This window comes from Paraburkholderia sp. RL17-380-BIE-A (assembly GCF_046028085.1).
Classification (GTDB): domain Bacteria; phylum Pseudomonadota; class Gammaproteobacteria; order Burkholderiales; family Burkholderiaceae; genus Paraburkholderia.
This window is the reverse complement of sequence record NZ_JARESQ010000012.1, coordinates 195078-213016: the sequence shown is the minus strand read 5'-3', so window position 1 is coordinate 213016 and position 17939 is coordinate 195078. Positions and strand designations below refer to the sequence as shown.

Below are 17939 nucleotides of genomic sequence, written 5' to 3'. Positions count from 1 at the left end.
AAATATGACAATGGGAGCAAAAACGTATGGACACCAATTCGGCAGCGAACAAAGTGGAAGGCGCAGTCAAGGAAGTCGCGGGAAAGGTTCAGGGCGCGGCCGGCGATGTACTGGGCGATACCGGCACCCAACTGGCCGGCAAGGCCAAAGAACTGAGCGGCAAGGCCCAGCAACTGTGCGCGAGCACCACGAGCCTCGTGCGTGAAACGACGGCGGAAAGTCCGTTCACGGCGATCGCGGTGGTGGCTCTCGCCGGTTTCGTGGCGGGCGCGCTGTGGGCGCACGGCGCCGCTGAGCGCGACTATCGCCGTTGATTGTCGACGCGTTTGATCACCGGGCGATCGGCTTCTGTCGATCGCCCGTTTCGCTTCATACGCCGCTTTTCTTGCGGCGTCCCGCACCCATATCAAGTTCGACCCACGCGGGCGCGTGATCGCTCGCGTGCGGCTCGCCACGCACCCACCGATCGACACCCGCATCGCGCAAGCGCGGCGCGAGGTCGGCGCTCAGCAGCAGATGGTCGATACGCAATCCGGAGTTCGTGTCCCAGTGGCGGCGAAAATAGTCCCAGAAGGTATAGACCCGTTCTTCGCCGAAATGCGTTCGCAATGCGTCGGTCCAGCCTTGCGCGAGCAATCGCTGATAACGCTCGCGGCTCTCGGGTTGCAGCAGCGCGTCTTTCAGCCAGGAGCGCGGGTTGTAGATGTCTTCGTCGGTCGGCACCACGTTGAAGTCGCCCGCCAGCACCACTGGATGACCGCTCTTGTAGAGGTTCGCCGCGTGCTTGATCAGATGATCGAACCACGCCAGCTTGTAGTCGAATTTGGGGCCGGGCTGGGGATTGCCGTTGGGCAAATAGAGGCACGCCACCAGCACGCCGCCAACCGCGGCTTCGAGATACCGGCTATGCGTGTCCGCCTCGAAACCCGGCAGGCCGCGGCGGCTCTCCAGCGGCGCCGCGCCTTTCGACAGGATCGCCACGCCGTTCCATGCGCTCTGCCCTTGCCAGATCGCCCCATAGCCCGCGTCGCGCAGCTGCTCGGCGGGAAACGCGCTGTCCACCGCCTTGAGTTCCTGCAGGCAGACAATGTCGGGCGTCTCGCGTTCGAGCCATTGCAACAGCGCCGGCAGGCGCGAGCGAATTCCGTTGATGTTGAAGGTCGCGATTCGAAGCCTGGGCACGACGAGTCCTCTCTGCAATGCGCGTTATTGCGCCGCCGCGTCGCACCATTCCATTGCGTAGGACTTCGCGCATGAAATGGCGTCGGCTTCACTGGAAAAGGCGTCGATGTCGCCGGAATCGTGCGACCGGACGTGTTCGTTTTTCTGCGGCACGTGAGTGATCTTCGCTCTCGCGTGGTAAAGGCCGTCTTCCGCGTGGCGGGCGCGGCAATCGATATGAAAATGCCTGTAGTCGAACTGCATTCGTTCTCCTTTGAACACGCTTCACTTCACCTGCCATAGCATCGCTTATACCCGGGCGGGCTTGCTCGCGAGCAGCGATTCGCGCAGGCCGGCTCGCGCGCGTGACGGCCGCCGCGAGCCGGTGCATTCAGCTATGCGCGATTCAATTCGGCACGTTCACCGCGCCATTGCTCACCGTAATCGCGTTGACGCCGGGGCTCGCCGCGATCGCTGGCAGATTGGCCGTGGTCAGTTGCGGCGCGGCGCCCGGCGAGCCGCCACGCGGTATGGTGTGAATCACCTGGGACGGCGGCAATGGCGTGCCGTTTTTCAGATGGCTCCACATCAGATTGAGCGCCTGAATGTTGTAGTAATGCAGCGGCACGAAGCGTGAATCGAAACCCGCCACGCCGAGGAATGCATCGAAATGCTGGGCGTTCGTCACTTCATAGAACGATAGCTTGCTCGCGCCGCCTTCGCTCAGCTGGTTCAAGCCGAGATACGGCCGCGACGCGTGGTTGATCGGCACCAGCGCATCCGCGCGACCCTGCACGATGATGGCGGGCTTGCCATGCAGGTTCGCATTCACACGAATGGCTTCGACGCTGCCGGTGAGCGTGCCGTTGGTCCACAGCGTGCGCAGACAGGAGGCCCCCGCAAAGCTGCCGTCGGCGCTCGCCAGCCGATGGTCCGCCGCGCCTGCGCCCGGGTTGAAGACGAGGTTGATGCCGTTGGTCGGAGGCACGCCGTTGCCATTGCCGAACACCGTGAGCATCGGCGACACCGCCGGCGTCACGCCGGCCGCTCCCGCCACGCTCGTCGTGCCGAAGCTGAACGCGCAGAGGTTGGCGGTCACGCTCGCTTTCGCGTACGCATCCGCATAGGTCACGGCAACGGCCGGCACCGCCTGCGAGTCCCACATCGGCGCTTGCAGCACGTCGGAGTCGGTCTGATAGCCGTTTTGATGCAGAAGCGCGAGCGCGTTGATCGCCTGGGTTGTCGTATTCGTGCCCGTGATCACACCCGCGCTCGCCAGCGACGTGCATCGCGCGGTGCGAATCGACGTGGTGGTGGCGAGCGGCAACGCCGTCAGATATGGCGCGCCGGCCGCGGCGGGCGCGAGTGCCGCGCACGGTTGCAGCATATTGGCGAGCGTCATGTAGTCGGCGAGCGGCTTGCCGAATGCGCCGACCGGCACGCCGCCCTGGGCCACCGAGACCTGCGCGGGCAGCCGCAAATTGATCTGCGGCTCGCCCACGACCACCGCGGTGATCCAGCCGGACGTGTCCTGCTCCGCCGCCGCGAGCGACGCGCCGCCGCCGTTGCTCACCGAAGCCGCGATGGTCGTGATGCTGCCGTTCTCGTAGCGCACGTTGCGGGTCGCTCCGTTGAGCGTGCCATACGAGTCGTTGAGCGCCCAATACGCGAACTGGATCGCCTGCAAGGTATTCTTGCCCCAGTCCTTCTCCGGATTCTGCTGCGAGTGCGCGTGCTTGAATGCGTAGCGATTCGGGCACTGGCTGTTGTAAGTCGCGAGATCGGTATTGCCGAGGTTGGCCGTGAAGAAACTGTTCTTGCCCGCCGCAGTGGCATCCTGCAACGTGCCGTCGATCAGCGTAACCCGATTGGAAGACAGCTCATGCGCGCCGTTGCCGCTGCCTTTATCGTTGTAGGCCACCGCGCAACCGCGCTTGAGGCCCCACTCGCCGGCCGCCGAAATCGCGCCGTACACGCCGCGCGAACCGGATGACGTAGCCGTGACAATGCACGGCTGATCCGGATTGAAGCTCGCCGGAATCTGCACCAGCATGGTGACGTTCTGCGTGCCGCTGCCGTCGTCGGCGAAGGCGAGATATTCCTTGCCGGCGATCTTGCCCTCGCCGAGCGTGTCGTTGCCGTTCAGGTCGACATTGGGTCCCCAGAAACGTCCATAGCCCCCGTTCGCGGTCATGTCCACGAGCGCGCGATAGTTCGCCCAGATAGCGAGGCGCCACAGTTCGGCGGCAGTCGGTTGCGCAGCGTTGGCAATGGCTGGCGCCGTGGCCGAAGCGAGGCCGGTCTTGCCGAGACCCGCGGTGAGCAGGTCGTCGGTATTGCCGTCGTAGGACTGGGTTCTTACCGAGGCACTGGCGATAAAGCTCGGCAGCGTGTTCGTTGGCGGCGGCGAATTGACTTCATCGCTGCCGTGGCATGCGCTCAACACGACCGTCACGGCCACCATGGCGGCCAGGGTTCGTACCAGCGGCACGGGTCTCGACGCGGGCTTGAATCGGGGCATTACTGTCATTGGCTGTCTCCGATATTTGCTAATACCGTTGTGTATGCAACGGCACCGAAATTGCTGCGTGATGTCCAATGGATCGCGACGCTTCGGATACCGACGCATCGCTAGCCTGCATCGACCTTTCAACGGAGTCAACAGAACGTCATGTCCACGCATAACGAATGTCCGGATCCGAGTGACGAGTCAGCCGCCACCCCACCCCAACCTTCACGCCGCCGCTTCCTTCAATCGGCTGCCGCTGCCGCCACGATCGGCGCGGCGCCGCATCTGCGCGCACAAACCCAAACCCCTGCCGCACCGCCGGTCCAAGCTCGTCAAGCCATACCGCCGCGCCCGGTCACGTTGACCGTGAACGGCCGCCCGTACACGCTGCAACTCGAGCCGCGCGTGACCCTGCTCGATGCACTGCGCGAATACGCAGGCCTGATGGGCACGAAGAAAGGCTGCGATCGAGGACAATGCGGCGCCTGCACGGTGCTCGCCGATGGCCGCCGCATCAACGCCTGTTTGACGCTTGCCGTGATGCACGAGGGCGAGACCATCACCACGGTCGAAGGGCTGGCCAGCAATGGCGCATTGAGTCCGATGCAGCGCGCGTTCATCGAACACGACGCCTTTCAGTGCGGTTACTGTACGCCCGGGCAGTTGTGCTCAGCGACCGCCCTGCTGAATGAATTTCGTACCGGCACGGCGAGCACCGTCACGGCCGATGTCCGCAGCCGTCCCGCACAACTCTCCGATGATGAAATCCGCGAACGCATGAGCGGCAATATTTGCCGCTGCGGCGCATACGCGAACATTGTGGCCGCCGTGCGCGCGGTGCATGAAGGCGGCGGCCAGAACAGCAATGCTGCGGGCACCGACACGATGGGCAACGGCAACAGCCGCAACGCCTGAGGAGCGACAGCATGGATGCGATCTCTTACGAACGCGCCGGCGACGTCGCCGGTGCAGTGCGGGCGGCTCAGCAACCGGGCGCGGTGTTCATCGGCGGCGGCACCAACCTGCTCGATCTGATGAAGGGCGGCGTAGCGCGGCCGGTGCGGCTGATCGATATCACGCATATCAGCGGTCTCGACACGGTCACGACACTGCCCGATGGCGGCATCCGGATCGGCGCGCTGGTACGCAATAGCGATGCCGCCAACCACGCGCTGGTGCGCGAACAATACCCGTTGCTCACGCAAGCATTTTTGTCGGGCGCGTCGTCGCAGTTGCGCAATATGGCGACCGTCGGCGGCAATCTGCTGCAACGCACCCGTTGCGGCTACTTCTACGACACGGCCTTCACGCAGTGCAACAAGCGCATGCCGGGCAGCGGCTGCGCGGCGCTCGACGGCCACAATCGCACGCATGCGATTCTCGGGGCGAGTCCCCAATGCATCGCGGTGAATCCGTCGGATATGAGCGTGGCGCTGGCCGCGCTCGACGCCGTGGTGCGCGTGAGCGGTCCCGCAGGCGAGCGGATCATTGCGTTCGCTGATTTCCACCGGCTGCCTGGCGAGCGGCCCGATGTCGATACGACCTTGCAGCCGGGCGAACTGATTACCGCCGTCGATCTGCCGCCGCCGCTCTTCAGCGCGAACTCCCATTACCTCAAAGTGCGTGACCGGGCCAGTTACGCATTCGCGCTGGTCTCCGTTGCCGCCGCGTTGCAGATGGACGGCGAGCGCGTGAGGACCGCGCGTATCGCGTTAGGCGGCGTGGCACACAAGCCGTGGCGCGCGAGCGCGGCGGAGCAGATGCTCAACGGTCAGCCGCTCACGCAAGCCACGCTGAAAAACGCCGCCGCGGCCGCGTTACGCGAGGCCCGGCCGCAACACGACAATCGCTTCAAGGTGCAGCTCGCGCAGCGCGCGATCGTGCGCGCCGTGAATCAGGCCGCCGGCCGCGCGGGAGGTGTCGCATGAATCTGATCGGTCAACCGTTCGACCGCACCGACGGTCTGCTCAAAGTCACCGGCGAAGCGCGCTATGCCGCCGAATTTCCCGAGGCGCGTCTTGCGCATGCGGTGCTCGTCACGAGCACGATCGCGCGCGGCACCATTGCCTCGATCGACGCGAGCCGCGCACAGGCGCTGCCCGGCGTGCTGCTCGTCATGACGTATCAGAACGCGCCGCGCTTGCCCAATGGCGGCAAGCCCGCGTTGGCGCCGCCCGCCGGACGCCGCCTGTCGCTGCTTCAGGACAACGAGGTTCATTACAGCAACGAGCCGGTCGCCGTGGTGGTGGCCGACACGCTCGAACATGCCACCGACGCCGCGCGCCAGTTGCGCATCACCTATCAGAGCGGCGCCGCGGTCACGGACTTCGCGCAAGCCAAACCGAACGCGCACGCACCCGACAGGCCGCAAGGCCGGCAAACCGACACGCAACGCGGCAGCTTCGACGACGGCATGCAAAGCGGCACGGTGCACGTCAACGCGACCTACACCACGCCGATCGAACATCACAACCCGATGGAGCCGCACGCCACGATGGCCCGCTGGGACGGTCCGCAGCTCACGCTCTACGATTCAACCCAAGGCGTTAGCAGCGCGGCGCAGGCGATCGCGAAGACGCTCGGCATGTCACCCGCCGACGTGCGCGTGATTTCGCCGTTCGTCGGCGGCGGTTTCGGTTGCAAGGGCTCGTCGTGGTCGCATGTGTCGTTGTGCGCGATGGCGGCGAAACAGACCGGGCGCCCCGTGCGGCTCGTGCTCGAACGGCCGCAGATGTTCGGCCCGGTCGGCGCGCGTCCGCACACCGAGCAGCACTTCGTGCTCGCGGCGCGACGCGACGGCACGCTGACCGCGATGCGTCACGACAGCCTCTCGAACACTTCGGTGATCGAAGACTGGACCGAGACCTGCTGCATGGTCACGCGCATGCTGTACGCGGTACCCAATCAGGTGACCACGCACCGCATCGTGCCGCTCAATCTCGGCACGCCGACCTTCATGCGTGCGCCGGGCGAAACAACCGGGTCGTTCGCGCTCGAGTCCGCGATGGACGAACTCGCCGTCGCCTTGCACATGGACCCGCTCGCGCTGCGCCTGAAGAATTACGCCGAGGCCGATCCGCAGGAAAACAAGCCGTGGTCGGGCAAGTCCTTGCGCGAGTGTTATCAGATCGGCGCCGAGAAATTCGGCTGGTCGCGGCGCACGATGGAGCCTCGCTCGATGCGCAACGGCGGCACGCTGATCGGCATGGGCATGGCCACCGCGACCTATCCGGCCAATCGCAGCGAAGCCAGCGCCATTGCGCGGATCTTGCCCGACGGCACTGCGATGGTCGCCTCTGGCACGCAGGATATCGGCACCGGCACCTACACCGTGATGACCCAGGTGGCCGCCGACGCGCTCGGCTTCGCGCCGGAAAACATCCACTTCGCGCTCGGCGATTCGTCCTTGCCGCGAGCGCCGGTGTCTGGCGGATCGCAATCGGCGGCGAGCGTTTCGCCGGCCGTGCGCGACGCGGCGAGCCAGGCGCGCAGCCAGTTGATCGCGCTGGCGCTCGCCGATCAGGCTTCGCCCGTACACGGCATCGCGCTCGACGACGTCACCGTGGAAAACGGCTGGGTGACGAGCCGCTCGCAACCGGGCAAACGCGATCCGGCGGCGGCGATCATCGCGCGCTCGGGCGGCAAGCCGATCGAGGCGATCGCGACCGTCAAGCCCGGCGACGAAAAACAGAGGTACTCGTTTCACTCGTTCGGCGCGGTATTCGTGGAGGTGCATGTCGATGCCGACCTCGGCACGATCCGGGTGCCGCGCGTGGTGGCCGTGTACGACGTGGGGCGCGTGCTCAACCAGAAGACGGCGCGCAGCCAGTTGATGGGCGGCATCGTGTGGGGTGTCGGGGCGGCGCTGCAGGAAGAGACTTCGGTCGACACGCGCTATGGCCGCTTCACCAATGCGAATCTCGCGGAATATCACGTGCCGGTGAATGCCGATATCGGTTCGCTCGACATTAGCTTTATCGACCGGCCGGATCCGTATATCAACTCGCTCGGGGTACGCGGCATCGGCGAGATCGGCATTACGGGCGTGCCGGCGGCGATTGCGAACGCGGTGTATCACGCCACCGGCGTGCGCGTGCGCGATTTACCCATTACGCTGGACAAGGTGATGGGCACGATGCAGGTGTGATGCGTGGGTCTTTGCGTTCGCGTGGGCATTTCCGTTCACGTTGGCCGGTAGGTTCGCGTCCGCCGTTACGTTCGCATGCGCCGGTGCGTTTCATAGTGACGCCGATCCGTTTCGATCGACGTCGCCAAGTTATGCAAACGCATCGCGATATCGAACAGCAAGCGCCATGCATACGCATTGGCGCTTGCCTACAGCTGCGTTGCATCGCACAATCGATCTCATCTTTTGCTCCCGGTGTCCGTCCATGGCCTACGCCTCGCTCGCCACTGGCGTGTTGCTCGCCGCCGGCTTCGGTTCGCGCTTCGACCCGGACGGCCTGCACAATAAACTGCTTGCACGTATGCCTGACGGCACCCCGGTCGCGCATGAATCCGCGCATCGGCTGCTACGGGTCGTGACGCGGGTGTTAGCCGTGGTGCGGCCGGGTTCGGACGCGCTCGCGCGGCTGCTCAACGACGCCGGTTGCGACGTGGTGTTCGCGCGCGATGCCGAACGCGGCATGGGCGCGAGCCTCGCGGCCGGCATCGAGGCAAGCGAAGGCGCCGAGGGCTGGATCGTCGCGCTCGCCGACATGCCGCGCATCGCCACTTCGACGATCGAAGACGTGGCGCGCGCACTCGACGGCGGTGCTTCGCTGGTCGCGCCGTTTTATCAGGGGCAGCGGGGGCATCCGGTCGGCTTCGGCATCGAGCATCGCGACGCACTGCTGGCGCTCGATGGCGATACCGGCGCAAAGTCGTTATTCATGTCACAACGAGTGACGCGATTGGATGTCGACGATGCGGGCATTTTGCGCGATGTCGATACGCCCGAGGATTTACGCGACGTCTAGGCGTGACGCCCCGGCCGGGGTCGTTGTGACGCGGCAGGCTTGATCCGGACGGGCGTTCAGGCGCATACTGTACATTCATACAGTATTTTGTCCGCAAGGGTTGGCGCGTTACGTTGCGCATGGCCGCGGCGCGCCCGCATGAAACGCATTTCTATCGAACCGACTTTCTCCGCGTGGCGCCGCGCGGCGCGGGAGTTACTGCTGCAAGAGGTCGAGCCGGCGCGGATCGAATGGGTCGAGTGTGATTCGGACGCTTCGAGCCATGCAAGCAATTCGAACCATTCGGGCAATTCGGGCAATTCGGGCAATTCGGGCAATTCGAGCCTTTCGACCAATTCGAGCCTTTCGACCAATGTCGGCACTCATACCGCCAATGTTCCGGATAGCCCCGCCACCACTCCGGCGGTCGCCGCTCCCGCCGTTCCTCGTGAACTGCTCGCCCGGCTGAAAACCGCGGCCTGCTTCCGCTCCCCGGACCGCTGGTCCCTGCTCTACCGCATTCTGTGGCGTTGGACTCGCGGCGAGCGCCACGTCCTCGATCTGCTGGACCACGACGGCGCGCTGCTCGATCAGCGTATCCGCTCCGTGGAGCACGAAACCGACGATCTACTACTGCTCACCCTGTTCAGGCGGCGCGATCCGTCCATGGGGCTGCCGGAATTCGTCGGCTGGTACGAGCCGCATCATGATCTGCTGGAGCGCGCCGCCGCACGCTTCGCCGAGCGGATGGGCGATTCCACGTGGATGCTGGCGACGCCACACGGCGCGGCGTTCTGGAACGGCATGCTGCTGCGAATCGACCGGCCGTCGGCGGATAACGGCGAGCACCCTCTCTCCGCGAGCCGGCAGCACTCGCCAGCCATGCAGATGTTGCCACCGGGCGCCATGGCCGGCGAAGCCACGACCAGCGAACCCACCGAGGCGCTCTGGCTCGCGTATTACACCAGCGTCTTCAACGGCGCGCCGGCGCCCATGCCACTGCGCTACTGGAGAACGCCGCCCGCAGGCCCGCCGCTGCCCGCGCACCTCGCACGCGAGCGCAGCCGTGCCGGCGCGCAGAGCGGCACCGTCACCGTCCCGGACATGCCGCCCATTGAATATTCAGCGATCACGCCACCGTTGCGCGAGCCGACCGGTCCGCTAACCACCTGCCGGCGCTGCGCGTTGTGGCGCAACGCGAAGCAGGCCGTCGCGGGCACCGGTCCCGCTCAGGCGGCGATCATGGTGGTCGGCGAACAACCCGGTGAGCATGAGAACCAGACCGGCGCGCCCTTCACCGGCCCCGCCGGTCAGTTGCTGGACACCGTGCTCGCGCGCGCCGGACTCGCACGCGCGGCGCTGTATCTGACCTATGCCGTCAAACACTACAAGTGGGAAACGCTCGATCAGCAGCGCGTGCACCGCACACCCGCGCTGCGCGAGGTCGAGGCTTGCCAGTATTGGCTGGAGCAAGAGCTTGCGCAGGTCGCGCCGCGAGTGGTCGTTACGCTCGGCGCGACCGCGCTGAAGGCGCTGACCGGTGCGCACGTCAATCTATCGGAATATCTGGGGCAGACCATCGATCACGGCGGGCGGCTGATCGTGCCGACGTGGCACCCATCGTATGCGTTGAAGACGGTTGACGCCCGGTTGCGCGAGGATATCGTCGCGGGGATGGTGGCGGCGTTCAGTCGCGCGGCGGCGCTGGTGGCCGAAGGGGCATAGCGTTCGCGCCTGGCCAGACGATTTTCCAATACAGAAAATCAGCTTAAGCGCTCACATGTGACTCCTTAAGGCGTCTTATCAATCACATGTGCGTGGTCAGGCACGCCACTTGCGCCCCACAAAAGCGCCGCGCAAGCCCCGCCGATTCCGCCTAAGCTGATGTGACGCCGCGTTTTCCCGCGCACCAGCGGGACGCTCGGGGCACAGTCGGCCAACCTCATCACAGCCCGCGCGTCGCGAACCCATCACACGTCCCATGAGCGAAACCAGCCCGCGCCTTTTCATCGTCTCGCCCCATTTCGACGACGCCGTTTTCAGCTGCGGCGCGTTGCTCGCCGCGCATCCCGACGCCGCCGTCTGCACGGTGTTCGCCGCGCCGCCCGAGCAGCCGATGCATACCGAATGGGACGCCCGGTCGGGCTTCAACGACGCCCATCAGGCCATTCACGAGCGCACGCTGGAAGACAACCGCGCACTCGAAGTGCTCGACGCGATTCCGCTGCGCATGCCGTTTCGCGACAGCCAGTATTTGGACTCGCCATCGATCGGCAAACTGGCGGCGGCGCTCGAAGAAACCATCTACCGCACGACCGCGAATACGCTGCTCATGCCGCTCGGCCTGTATCACGACGACCACGTGCGGGTGTTCGAGGCCTGCTGCGAAATCCTGCCGCGCCTGTCGCATCTGACCTGGTTCGGCTACGAGGAAGCGATTCACCGCCGCACGCCCGGCGTGGTGCAGGCGCGGCTCGCCGATCTCGCGCAGCGCGGCATCGTCGCGACACCGGCCCAGCCGAGCGCCAGCTATACGATCGATCCACAACGCCGCGCGCAACTCAAACGCGAAGCCGTCAACGCTTACGAAAGCCAGTTGCGCGCATTCGGCGCGGGCAATTACGACGACATTTTCGCCACTGAGCGTTACTGGCAGCTCAGCGCGGGCCGTCGTGTGAAAAAGTAAGAGACGCGGCGCGCCGGAAACGTCTACGCTTGAAAAGAGCGGCCGGCGTGGGTTCGACCTCGCCGCCCGTACTGTCCTCGTCTCCAGCCAAAGGTGCCGTCATGAGCTACGACATGCATACCAGCCCGATTCCCGATCCCAATGCCGATCCGAACCGCGACCCGGAAGCCGATCCGCTGGTGCCGCCGTCACCCGGCCACCATACCGAAGAACCACAGCGGCCCGATGGGCCGCCGGACAAAGATCCGGTGTGACCGCGTTGCGCGGCCAGCCACCGGAAGCGCGAATCAACGCGTCAGTTCGCTAAAGCCTTGCAACAGACGGTCGATGTCGGCGGCGTGAATGTTGCCCATCGTCGAGATGCGGAACAGCTCCGCCGACAAACCGCCCTGCCCCGCGTAGATGACGAAGCCGCGCGCCTTGAGCGCGTCGTGCAGTTGCGGATAAGCGACGCCGGCCGGCAGACGGTACGCGCGCAGCACCACCGAAGACTGCTCCGGCGGCAACACGCTGCCGATGCCGCGCTCGGCAAGCCCCGCGCGCGCCTGTTCGGCGAGCGCCGCATAGCGCGCGTGACGTGCGCGCCAGCCGCCTTCGTCGGCGAGTTCGCGCAGCGCTTCGACAAGTGCGTAGTACGCATGCACGGAAGGCGTGAACGGCGTGTTGCGCTGATCCTGCAAACGCGCAAGACGTCCGAGATCGAGGTAGTACGTGCGGCTCGCCGCCTGGGCAAGCGCCGCGCGGCGCACCAGCACGAACGACGCGCCCGGCACGCCATGCAGGCACTTGTTCGCCGTGGCCGCCACCGCGTCGAGACTCGTGTCGGTGAAATCGATCGATTCCGCGCCGAAGCTGCTGACGCCGTCCACCAGCAAACGCAGCCCCCGTTCGCGGCACAACGCGCCGAGCGCGGCCAGATCGTTCAGGCGGCCCGTCGTGGTTTCGTGATGGATCACGGCGACGTGTGTGAACGCCTTGTCCGCGTCGAGGCGTTCGGCGATCTTCGCGAGGTCGGGCGCCTGCATCCAGTCGTGCTTCAGCGACTCATGCGCGATCCCGTACTGGGTGGCGATCTGCGAAATACGCTCGCCGTACACGCCGTTTTCCACCACGAGCAGCTTGCCGTTCTGCGGCACCAGCGCCGCGGTCATGCTTTCGACCGCCGCCGTGCCTGAGCCGGTCATCAGGACCGCTTGCCATTCGCCGGCATCGAGGCCGTACAGATCGACCAGACGCGTGCGGGCCTCTTCCTGCAAATCGAAAAACTCGCTTTCGCGATGGCACAGATCCGTCTGCAACAGGCTGTTGCGAACGCGTTCGGTGAGCGTCACCGGACCGGGATTGAGTAGCAGCATGGGCGCTCCTTGACTTCAAGCGGCGCCGATGTGGCGCATGAGACGCGTCTTCACATCCGGCGGAGTAATGGTGGGACGCGGCAGCCCGTCGGGCGTGCCGCGGCGAATGGCCAGACGCACGAAACGCGGACCGTCGAGCGGCGCCGCTTCGAACAGGTCGTCGATCACGGCCGCGTCGTCGCTTTCGAGCGCCGACGCGTAACCGCACGCCGCGGCGACGCCCGCAAACGAAACCTGCGACGACACCGTCGCCTGACCGCCCGTGGAGTCATGCGCGCCGTTATCGAGCAGCACGTGCGTGAGATTCGACGGCCCGTATGCGCCGAGGGTCGCGAACGCGCCCATGCGCATGAGCGCCGCGCCGTCGCCGTCGAGCGCGACCACATGCAGATCGGGACGCGCGAGCGCGAGACCCAGCGCGAACGGCGTCACGCAACCCATCGAGCCGACCATGTACAACTGGTTCGGACGGTCGTCGATCGCGTACAGTTCGCGCCCGCAAAATCCTGTCGAGGCGAGCACCACCGTCGATTCGAGCGGCGTGTGCGCGATCACCTTTTTCAAAGCATCGTGACGCGAAGCGAGTTCGCCCGCCGCGAGATTCGCGAATCGCGACTGCGGCGCAACGGGCACGCGGCGCTCGCTCGCGCCGCTGTCCTTCAACTCGTACGGCGCCACGCTGCCTTTTTGCATCACCAACGCATACGGGCGGCCGGTTTCATCCATATGCGCGATGGCGCGATCGAGAGCCGGGCCGATTGCGTCGGCTTCGGTCGGGAATGTTTCCCAGGGAATCTCCATCGTGTCGAGCATGGCCGGTGTGATCGGACCCATCAGCGCGTGCTGCGGTTCGTCGGCGACACCGGGCTGGCCGCGCCACGTAACGATCAGCAATTGCGGCAGACGGAAGGTCCACGTGAGCGACGTCAACGGGCTCACGGCGTTGCCGAGTCCAGAGTTCTGCATCATGGTGATGCCGCGCCGGCCGTTGCGCGCGCCGAGCGTGACACCCGCGATCAGGGCGACGGCGTCGCCCTCGTTGGCCGCCGATACGTAATGCAGCGACTCGTCCTGCAGCACGTAGTTGATGAACGGCGTCAGATACGAACACGGTACACCCGCGTACCAATCGAAGCCGCGCTCGCGCGCCGCCTCGACGAACTGTGCCGCCTCGATCATTGCGCCGCTCCCCTCGCTGCGCCCGTTGCTGCGCTGCTTGCCGCATGATTTTCCGCACTATGCGCCGCGCTGTTCGCCGAGCCACCGACCGCGGCCGCGAACGGCGCTTGTGCATGCGCGAAGTCGCCCGCACGGCGGAAGTCGTCGAGGTCGTTCACACCGCGCCAGTGGCCGTGCACGTATTGCACTTCGATCGATTCGCCCGCTTCGATCAGCGCGTTCAGCAACGCGGGCATATCGAGCGACGCGAAATCCGGCCGCGCCTGCAACTGGCGCATGACCGCCTGCAAACGCTCACGGCCTTCGCCGCGCACGTTCAGCAGTCCGACCCAGCGGCCATGCGGCGTTTGCGACGCGATCGACGAAGCAGCGTCCTGCCCGCTCGACACGTGACGCAGCACGACCTTGTTGCCGAACAGGCCGCGGTCGTCGGCCGCCGAGCACCATGCGAAATCCCGCACGCTGGCGTTTTCCGCGTCGGTCAGCGACGAATCGACCACCACGCTGAAGGCCGCGTTGCTCTCCACCAGATCGCGCAGGATATAGCTGCGGAACAGCAGATCGCCATACGAGACGACCGTGTCGCCGGCGAGTTTGTCGACCGCGCAGGCGAGCGACGCGAGCTCGCCGGATTGCGCGTGCTGTTCATTCACGACGAGCTTGATACCGGCCGTGTCGATCGCGTCGGCGCGATAACCGCCGACCACGGTGATGTCGTTTACACCCTGCTTCTTGAAGGCATCGACGAGCCAGCGCAGCAGCGGCTTGCCGGCGATCGGCAGCATGACTTTCGGACGGTCTTCGGTAACGGCTTCGAGACCCTTGCCGCGGCTTGCCGCGAGCACGACCGCGGAGCCGGCCGCGCGGCCGCTCGACAGGTAGCGGTCTTCGGCTTCCGAATATTCGTCGGCATCTTGCAGACGGAAGATTTCGTTGACGGCGGCGATGCTGTCTTCGACGTTGACGAGCGTTTCGTTCGCGTGAATTTCCTTGGCGACCGCCTGCATGGCCGAGGTCGCCGCGCGAATCAGATGGTTCGCCCAGATCACCGTGCTGATGCCGGCTTCGCGGAACACTTCGGTCGGCGTGCTGTAGTACTTGGTCGGCACGATCACGAGCGGACCACGGCCCGCCCACTCGCGCGCGAACTCGAGAATTTCGTCGGGGCGCGAGAGCTTGCTGTGAATCAAAATCGCATCCGCGCCGGCCTGCCGGTAGGCTTCCGCTCGACGCAGCGCCTCGTCCATACCCCAGCCGGCGATCAACGCCTCAACACGCGCGACGATCGAAAAGTTTTCATCGGACTGCGAGTCCTTACCGGCTTTGATCTTGCCGCAGAACTCGTCCATATCGGCGAGCGGCTGCGCTTCGCCGTTGATGAAGCTGTTGGTCTTGGGGAATTGCTTGTCTTCGATACACACGCCGGCAATGCCGCGCTGTTCGAGCTTGCGCACGAGTCGGCGCACGTTGTTGAAGTTGCCGTAGCCGGTATCGCCGTCGAGCAGGATCGGCAGGTCGCTCGCGTCGGCCATGAATTCGAGCGTGTCGACGACTTGCGTCCAGCTTGCTTCGTTGTTGTCGCGCACGCCGTATTGCGCCGAGATCGCGAGGCCCGAGCCCCAGATCGCCTTGAAACCGGCTTCGCGGACGATCCGCGCGGACAGGCCGTTATGGGCCTCCATCATGAATTCGAGTTCGTTGCTGACGAGCATCTGGCGCAGGCGCGCACTACGGGAAGCGGAGACGAAAGCAGGTTCGCGAGCGTTCATTTTTTTGTACTCCTGGTGGCGGGCTTATTGGTGCTCTTCTTTTGCCCGACTGGCGACTGGAAAATGGCGACTATAGCGGAATTTTTATTTATTCGTCTTTTCCACGACTGCGACTTTCTCCATTTGCGGATAAGTGGAAAAATGTGTCGTTTTTTGCAACCGAGGTAATGCACCGTTTGCTTGTATTTTATTGGCGTTTTGTGGAATCATGACGCAACCGCTTGCCAGGAAGCAGACAGGCAACGCGCCGGGTCGTTTTTGTCGATAACCCATTGTGGCGATCTTGAGACTTCCGATATTCCGATTTTATTTACCGAACGCCTTAACTATTAATATCGACTCAATAAAATCCGCATTTTTATTTGGCAATACAGGGAAAGCCCGATTGAATCAGTAAAATAAACGGACCACTGCGAATCGCTGCATAAAAATGCCATCCAGCCTGTAAAGACTCTTTTTAGTCAGACAAATAAGGATGCCTGACAGCGGGTTTCCCCTGCCCTGCGCAGTCGCTGCCGCCGCGCCGTAAACACAGTCAGCGACAAGCCACTCGCCGCTAGCGAACCCCAACCTGACCGACCACTGTGCGAAAGCAAAAACCGCTATGACTTTGAACAAGAAACTGGCGTCGATGATCGCCGTCCTCTGGATCGGCCTGATCCTGATCGGCGGCTTCGGCGCATGGCAAAACCGCGCCTCGATGATTTCGGACCGCCGCGATCAGTTGCAAGCGCTGATCGACCAGGCCAACCATATCGTCGGCCGCTACTACACACTCGCACAACAGCACACCCTCAGCGAAGACGAAGCCAGAAAGCAGGCGCTCGCCACACTGGCGGCCATGCGCTACGGCAAGGACGGCTACATCTCCGTCAACGATTCGCAGCCGGTCATGCTGATGCATCCGTTCAAGCCGGAAATGGTCGGCAAGAACCTCGGGCAGTTCGTCGATCCGGCGGGCAACCATCTGTTTACCGATATCGTCACCGCGGGCAATCGCGAGGGCGGCGGCTTCGTCGACTATCTGTGGGCCAAGCCCGGCAACGATAAGCCGGTGGCCAAAACCAGCTACTCGCTGCACTTCGTCCCGTGGGACTGGTATATCGTCACCGGCATGTATATGGACGACGTACAGAGCGCGTTCTATGCCAATCTGCTGCGCTGGCTCGTGATCACCGTCACGCTCGGCGCGATCGCCACCGCTGTCATGCTGCTGGTGCTGCGCAGCATTCGCCGCTCGCTCGGCGGCGATCTCGAAGCCGCCGTGGAGCACGCGCAGCTGATGGCGCGCGGCAACCTCGCCACGCGCGTGCCGGTCCAGCCGGACAGCGCCGGCAGCCTGCTGCACGCGCTCCAGACGATGCAGGCCGGTCTCGTCGAGACCGTGTCGCGCGTGCGCCTCGGCACGGAAAACATCAATATCGGCGCGACCGAAATTGCCGCCGGCAACACGGATCTCTCGCAGCGCACCGAAGAACAGGCCGCCGCGCTCGTCGAAACCGCGTCGAGCATGGACCAGATGACGGTCAACGTGAAGCAGAACGCGGACAGCGCGCAGCAGGCCGCGCACCTCGCCGGCCAGGCCGCGGACGTCGCCACGCGCGGCAGCCGCGTGGTCGACGACGTGGTGCGCACAATGGGCGAAATCACCACCAGCTCGCGGCAGATCGGCGACATTATCGGCGTGATCGACGGCATCGCTTTCCAGACCAACATTCTCGCGCTCAACGCGGCCGTGGAAGCGGCTCGCGCGGGCGAACAGGGACGCGGCTTCGCGGTGGTCGCAGCCGAAGTGCGCAGCCTCGCGCAACGCTCGGCCACGGCGGCAAAGGAAATCAAGGCCTTGATCGAGACCTCGACCGATACGGTCGAAGCCGGCGCATCACTGGTCGCCAACGCCGGTTCGACGATGGGCGAGATCGTGCAGTCGGTGCGTCGCGTGAACGAGATTCTCGAAGAGATCAGCAACGCCTCGCGCGAACAGAGCGCGGGCATCGAGCAGGTCAATCGTGCAGTGGGCGAAATGGACCAGGTCACGCAACAGAATGCGGCGCTGGTCGAACAGGCCGCGGCTGCCGCGCATTCGCTTAAGGACCAGGTGGGGGTGCTGCGCGAAGCGATTTCGAGCTTCTCGCTGCCGGCCTGAGCATTGTCGGACCACCCGGGAACGACAAAAGCAGGCACATAAAAAAGAAGGCGCTCAACAGGCAGGGAGCGCCTCTTTAACACGCCGCGTCGGAGTCGACGCATTAATCGAACGAAACAGCCGCGCGGATTTTCAAGTCCGCGCGGCTTTTTTTATGCCCCTGCCCCTGCCCGTTT

15 protein-coding genes are annotated in these 17939 nt (G+C 64.7%); 9 read left to right on the top strand and 6 right to left on the bottom strand.

Annotated features, from left to right (window positions below; all coding sequences use genetic code 11):
* The first annotated feature begins 26 nt into the window (after window positions 1-26).
* Window positions 27-314, top strand: a complete 288-nt coding sequence (locus P0D68_RS21575) for a CsbD family protein (protein WP_091802872.1) — start codon at window positions 27-29, stop codon at window positions 312-314.
* A 55-nt stretch (window positions 315-369) separates the two neighbouring features.
* Here P0D68_RS21575 and P0D68_RS21570 read toward each other — a convergent pair whose 3' ends face one another.
* The 3 genes from P0D68_RS21570 to P0D68_RS21560 all read right to left on the bottom strand — a co-directional run bounded on the left by P0D68_RS21570 (window position 370) and on the right by P0D68_RS21560 (window position 3625).
* Window positions 370-1182 carry an exodeoxyribonuclease III gene (locus P0D68_RS21570; RefSeq protein ID WP_408299614.1) on the bottom strand — a complete coding sequence of 271 codons (813 nt, stop codon included), beginning with the start codon at window positions 1180-1182 and terminating at the stop codon, window positions 370-372.
* 24 nt (window positions 1183-1206) lie between these two features.
* Window positions 1207-1425 carry a hypothetical protein gene (locus P0D68_RS21565; RefSeq protein WP_408299612.1) on the bottom strand — a complete coding sequence of 73 codons (219 nt, stop codon included), beginning with the start codon at window positions 1423-1425 and terminating at the stop codon, window positions 1207-1209.
* Between the two features lie 142 nt (window positions 1426-1567).
* Window positions 1568-3625, bottom strand: a complete 2058-nt coding sequence (locus tag P0D68_RS21560; protein ID WP_408299684.1) for a D-(-)-3-hydroxybutyrate oligomer hydrolase — start codon at window positions 3623-3625, stop codon at window positions 1568-1570.
* Window positions 3626-3832: 207 nt separating this feature from the next.
* Between P0D68_RS21560 and P0D68_RS21555 the strand changes: the two genes are divergently transcribed.
* The 7 genes from P0D68_RS21555 (at window position 3833) to P0D68_RS21525 (ending at window position 11568) form a co-directional block, all read left to right on the top strand.
* Window positions 3833-4585: a 2Fe-2S iron-sulfur cluster-binding protein gene (locus tag P0D68_RS21555; protein ID WP_408299610.1), complete on the top strand. Its 753-nt coding sequence runs from the start codon at window positions 3833-3835 to the stop codon at window positions 4583-4585.
* Window positions 4586-4596: 11 nt separating this feature from the next.
* On the top strand, window positions 4597-5598 hold the full coding sequence (locus P0D68_RS21550) for an FAD binding domain-containing protein (protein WP_408299608.1): 1002 nt from the start codon (window positions 4597-4599) through the stop codon (window positions 5596-5598).
* Window positions 5595-7817 (top strand): xanthine dehydrogenase family protein molybdopterin-binding subunit, encoded by a 2223-nt coding sequence (locus P0D68_RS21545; protein ID WP_408299606.1) that lies wholly within the window; start codon window positions 5595-5597, stop codon window positions 7815-7817. The genes P0D68_RS21550 and P0D68_RS21545 overlap by 4 nt, the downstream gene beginning before the upstream one ends.
* 244 nt (window positions 7818-8061) lie before the next feature.
* Window positions 8062-8649, top strand: coding sequence for a nucleotidyltransferase family protein (locus P0D68_RS21540; protein ID WP_408299604.1), 588 nt, complete (start codon window positions 8062-8064; stop codon window positions 8647-8649).
* Window positions 8650-8787: 138 nt separating this feature from the next.
* On the top strand, window positions 8788-10353 hold the full coding sequence (locus tag P0D68_RS21535) for a UdgX family uracil-DNA binding protein (protein WP_408299602.1): 1566 nt from the start codon (window positions 8788-8790) through the stop codon (window positions 10351-10353).
* A 256-nt stretch (window positions 10354-10609) separates the two neighbouring features.
* The gene (locus P0D68_RS21530; protein ID WP_408299600.1) at window positions 10610-11314 is read left to right on the top strand and encodes a PIG-L deacetylase family protein; all 705 of its coding nucleotides are present in this window, start codon (window positions 10610-10612) and stop codon (window positions 11312-11314) included.
* 101 nt (window positions 11315-11415) lie between these two features.
* Window positions 11416-11568 (top strand): hypothetical protein, encoded by a 153-nt coding sequence (locus P0D68_RS21525; RefSeq protein ID WP_165614491.1) that lies wholly within the window; start codon window positions 11416-11418, stop codon window positions 11566-11568.
* 33 nt (window positions 11569-11601) lie between these two features.
* On the opposite strand, the gene P0D68_RS21520 is transcribed toward P0D68_RS21525, so the two are convergent.
* From P0D68_RS21520 to aepX, 3 genes are read right to left on the bottom strand one after another with little or no spacing between them, the layout of a single operon-like run.
* The gene (locus tag P0D68_RS21520; protein WP_408299598.1) at window positions 11602-12669 is read right to left on the bottom strand and encodes a 2-aminoethylphosphonate aminotransferase; all 1068 of its coding nucleotides are present in this window, start codon (window positions 12667-12669) and stop codon (window positions 11602-11604) included.
* A 15-nt stretch (window positions 12670-12684) separates the two neighbouring features.
* Window positions 12685-13848 (bottom strand): phosphonopyruvate decarboxylase, encoded by a 1164-nt coding sequence (gene aepY / locus P0D68_RS21515; RefSeq protein WP_408299596.1) that lies wholly within the window; start codon window positions 13846-13848, stop codon window positions 12685-12687.
* Window positions 13845-15617: a phosphoenolpyruvate mutase gene (aepX, locus tag P0D68_RS21510; RefSeq protein WP_408299594.1), complete on the bottom strand. Its 1773-nt coding sequence runs from the start codon at window positions 15615-15617 to the stop codon at window positions 13845-13847. Before aepX ends, aepY begins: the two co-directional genes overlap by 4 nt.
* A 604-nt stretch (window positions 15618-16221) precedes the next feature.
* Between aepX and P0D68_RS21505 the strand changes: the two genes are divergently transcribed.
* The gene (locus P0D68_RS21505) at window positions 16222-17763 is read left to right on the top strand and encodes a methyl-accepting chemotaxis protein (protein WP_091802911.1); all 1542 of its coding nucleotides are present in this window, start codon (window positions 16222-16224) and stop codon (window positions 17761-17763) included.
* The last annotated feature ends 176 nt before the right edge of the window (window positions 17764-17939 follow it).

Excerpts from the sequence above, each read along its gene's own strand:
- P0D68_RS21575 (WP_091802872.1), top strand. The coding sequence starts at position 27 with ATGGACACCAATTCGGCAGCGAACAAAGTGGAAGGCGCAGTCAAGGAA.
- P0D68_RS21565 (WP_408299612.1), bottom strand. The coding sequence starts at position 1,425 with ATGCAGTTCGACTACAGGCATTTTCATATCGATTGCCGCGCCCGCCAC.
- P0D68_RS21560 (WP_408299684.1), bottom strand. The coding sequence starts at position 3,625 with ATGGTGGCCGTGACGGTCGTGTTGAGCGCATGCCACGGCAGCGATGAA.
- P0D68_RS21555 (WP_408299610.1), top strand. The coding sequence starts at position 3,833 with ATGTCCACGCATAACGAATGTCCGGATCCGAGTGACGAGTCAGCCGCC.
- P0D68_RS21550 (WP_408299608.1), top strand. The coding sequence starts at position 4,597 with ATGGATGCGATCTCTTACGAACGCGCCGGCGACGTCGCCGGTGCAGTG.
- P0D68_RS21545 (WP_408299606.1), top strand. The coding sequence starts at position 5,595 with ATGAATCTGATCGGTCAACCGTTCGACCGCACCGACGGTCTGCTCAAA.
- P0D68_RS21540 (WP_408299604.1), top strand. The coding sequence starts at position 8,062 with ATGGCCTACGCCTCGCTCGCCACTGGCGTGTTGCTCGCCGCCGGCTTC.
- P0D68_RS21535 (WP_408299602.1), top strand. The coding sequence starts at position 8,788 with ATGAAACGCATTTCTATCGAACCGACTTTCTCCGCGTGGCGCCGCGCG.
- P0D68_RS21530 (WP_408299600.1), top strand. The coding sequence starts at position 10,610 with ATGAGCGAAACCAGCCCGCGCCTTTTCATCGTCTCGCCCCATTTCGAC.
- P0D68_RS21525 (WP_165614491.1), top strand. The coding sequence starts at position 11,416 with ATGAGCTACGACATGCATACCAGCCCGATTCCCGATCCCAATGCCGAT.
- P0D68_RS21520 (WP_408299598.1), bottom strand. The coding sequence starts at position 12,669 with ATGCTGCTACTCAATCCCGGTCCGGTGACGCTCACCGAACGCGTTCGC.
- aepY (WP_408299596.1), bottom strand. The coding sequence starts at position 13,848 with ATGATCGAGGCGGCACAGTTCGTCGAGGCGGCGCGCGAGCGCGGCTTC.
- aepX (WP_408299594.1), bottom strand. The coding sequence starts at position 15,617 with ATGAACGCTCGCGAACCTGCTTTCGTCTCCGCTTCCCGTAGTGCGCGC.
- P0D68_RS21505 (WP_091802911.1), top strand. The coding sequence starts at position 16,222 with ATGACTTTGAACAAGAAACTGGCGTCGATGATCGCCGTCCTCTGGATC.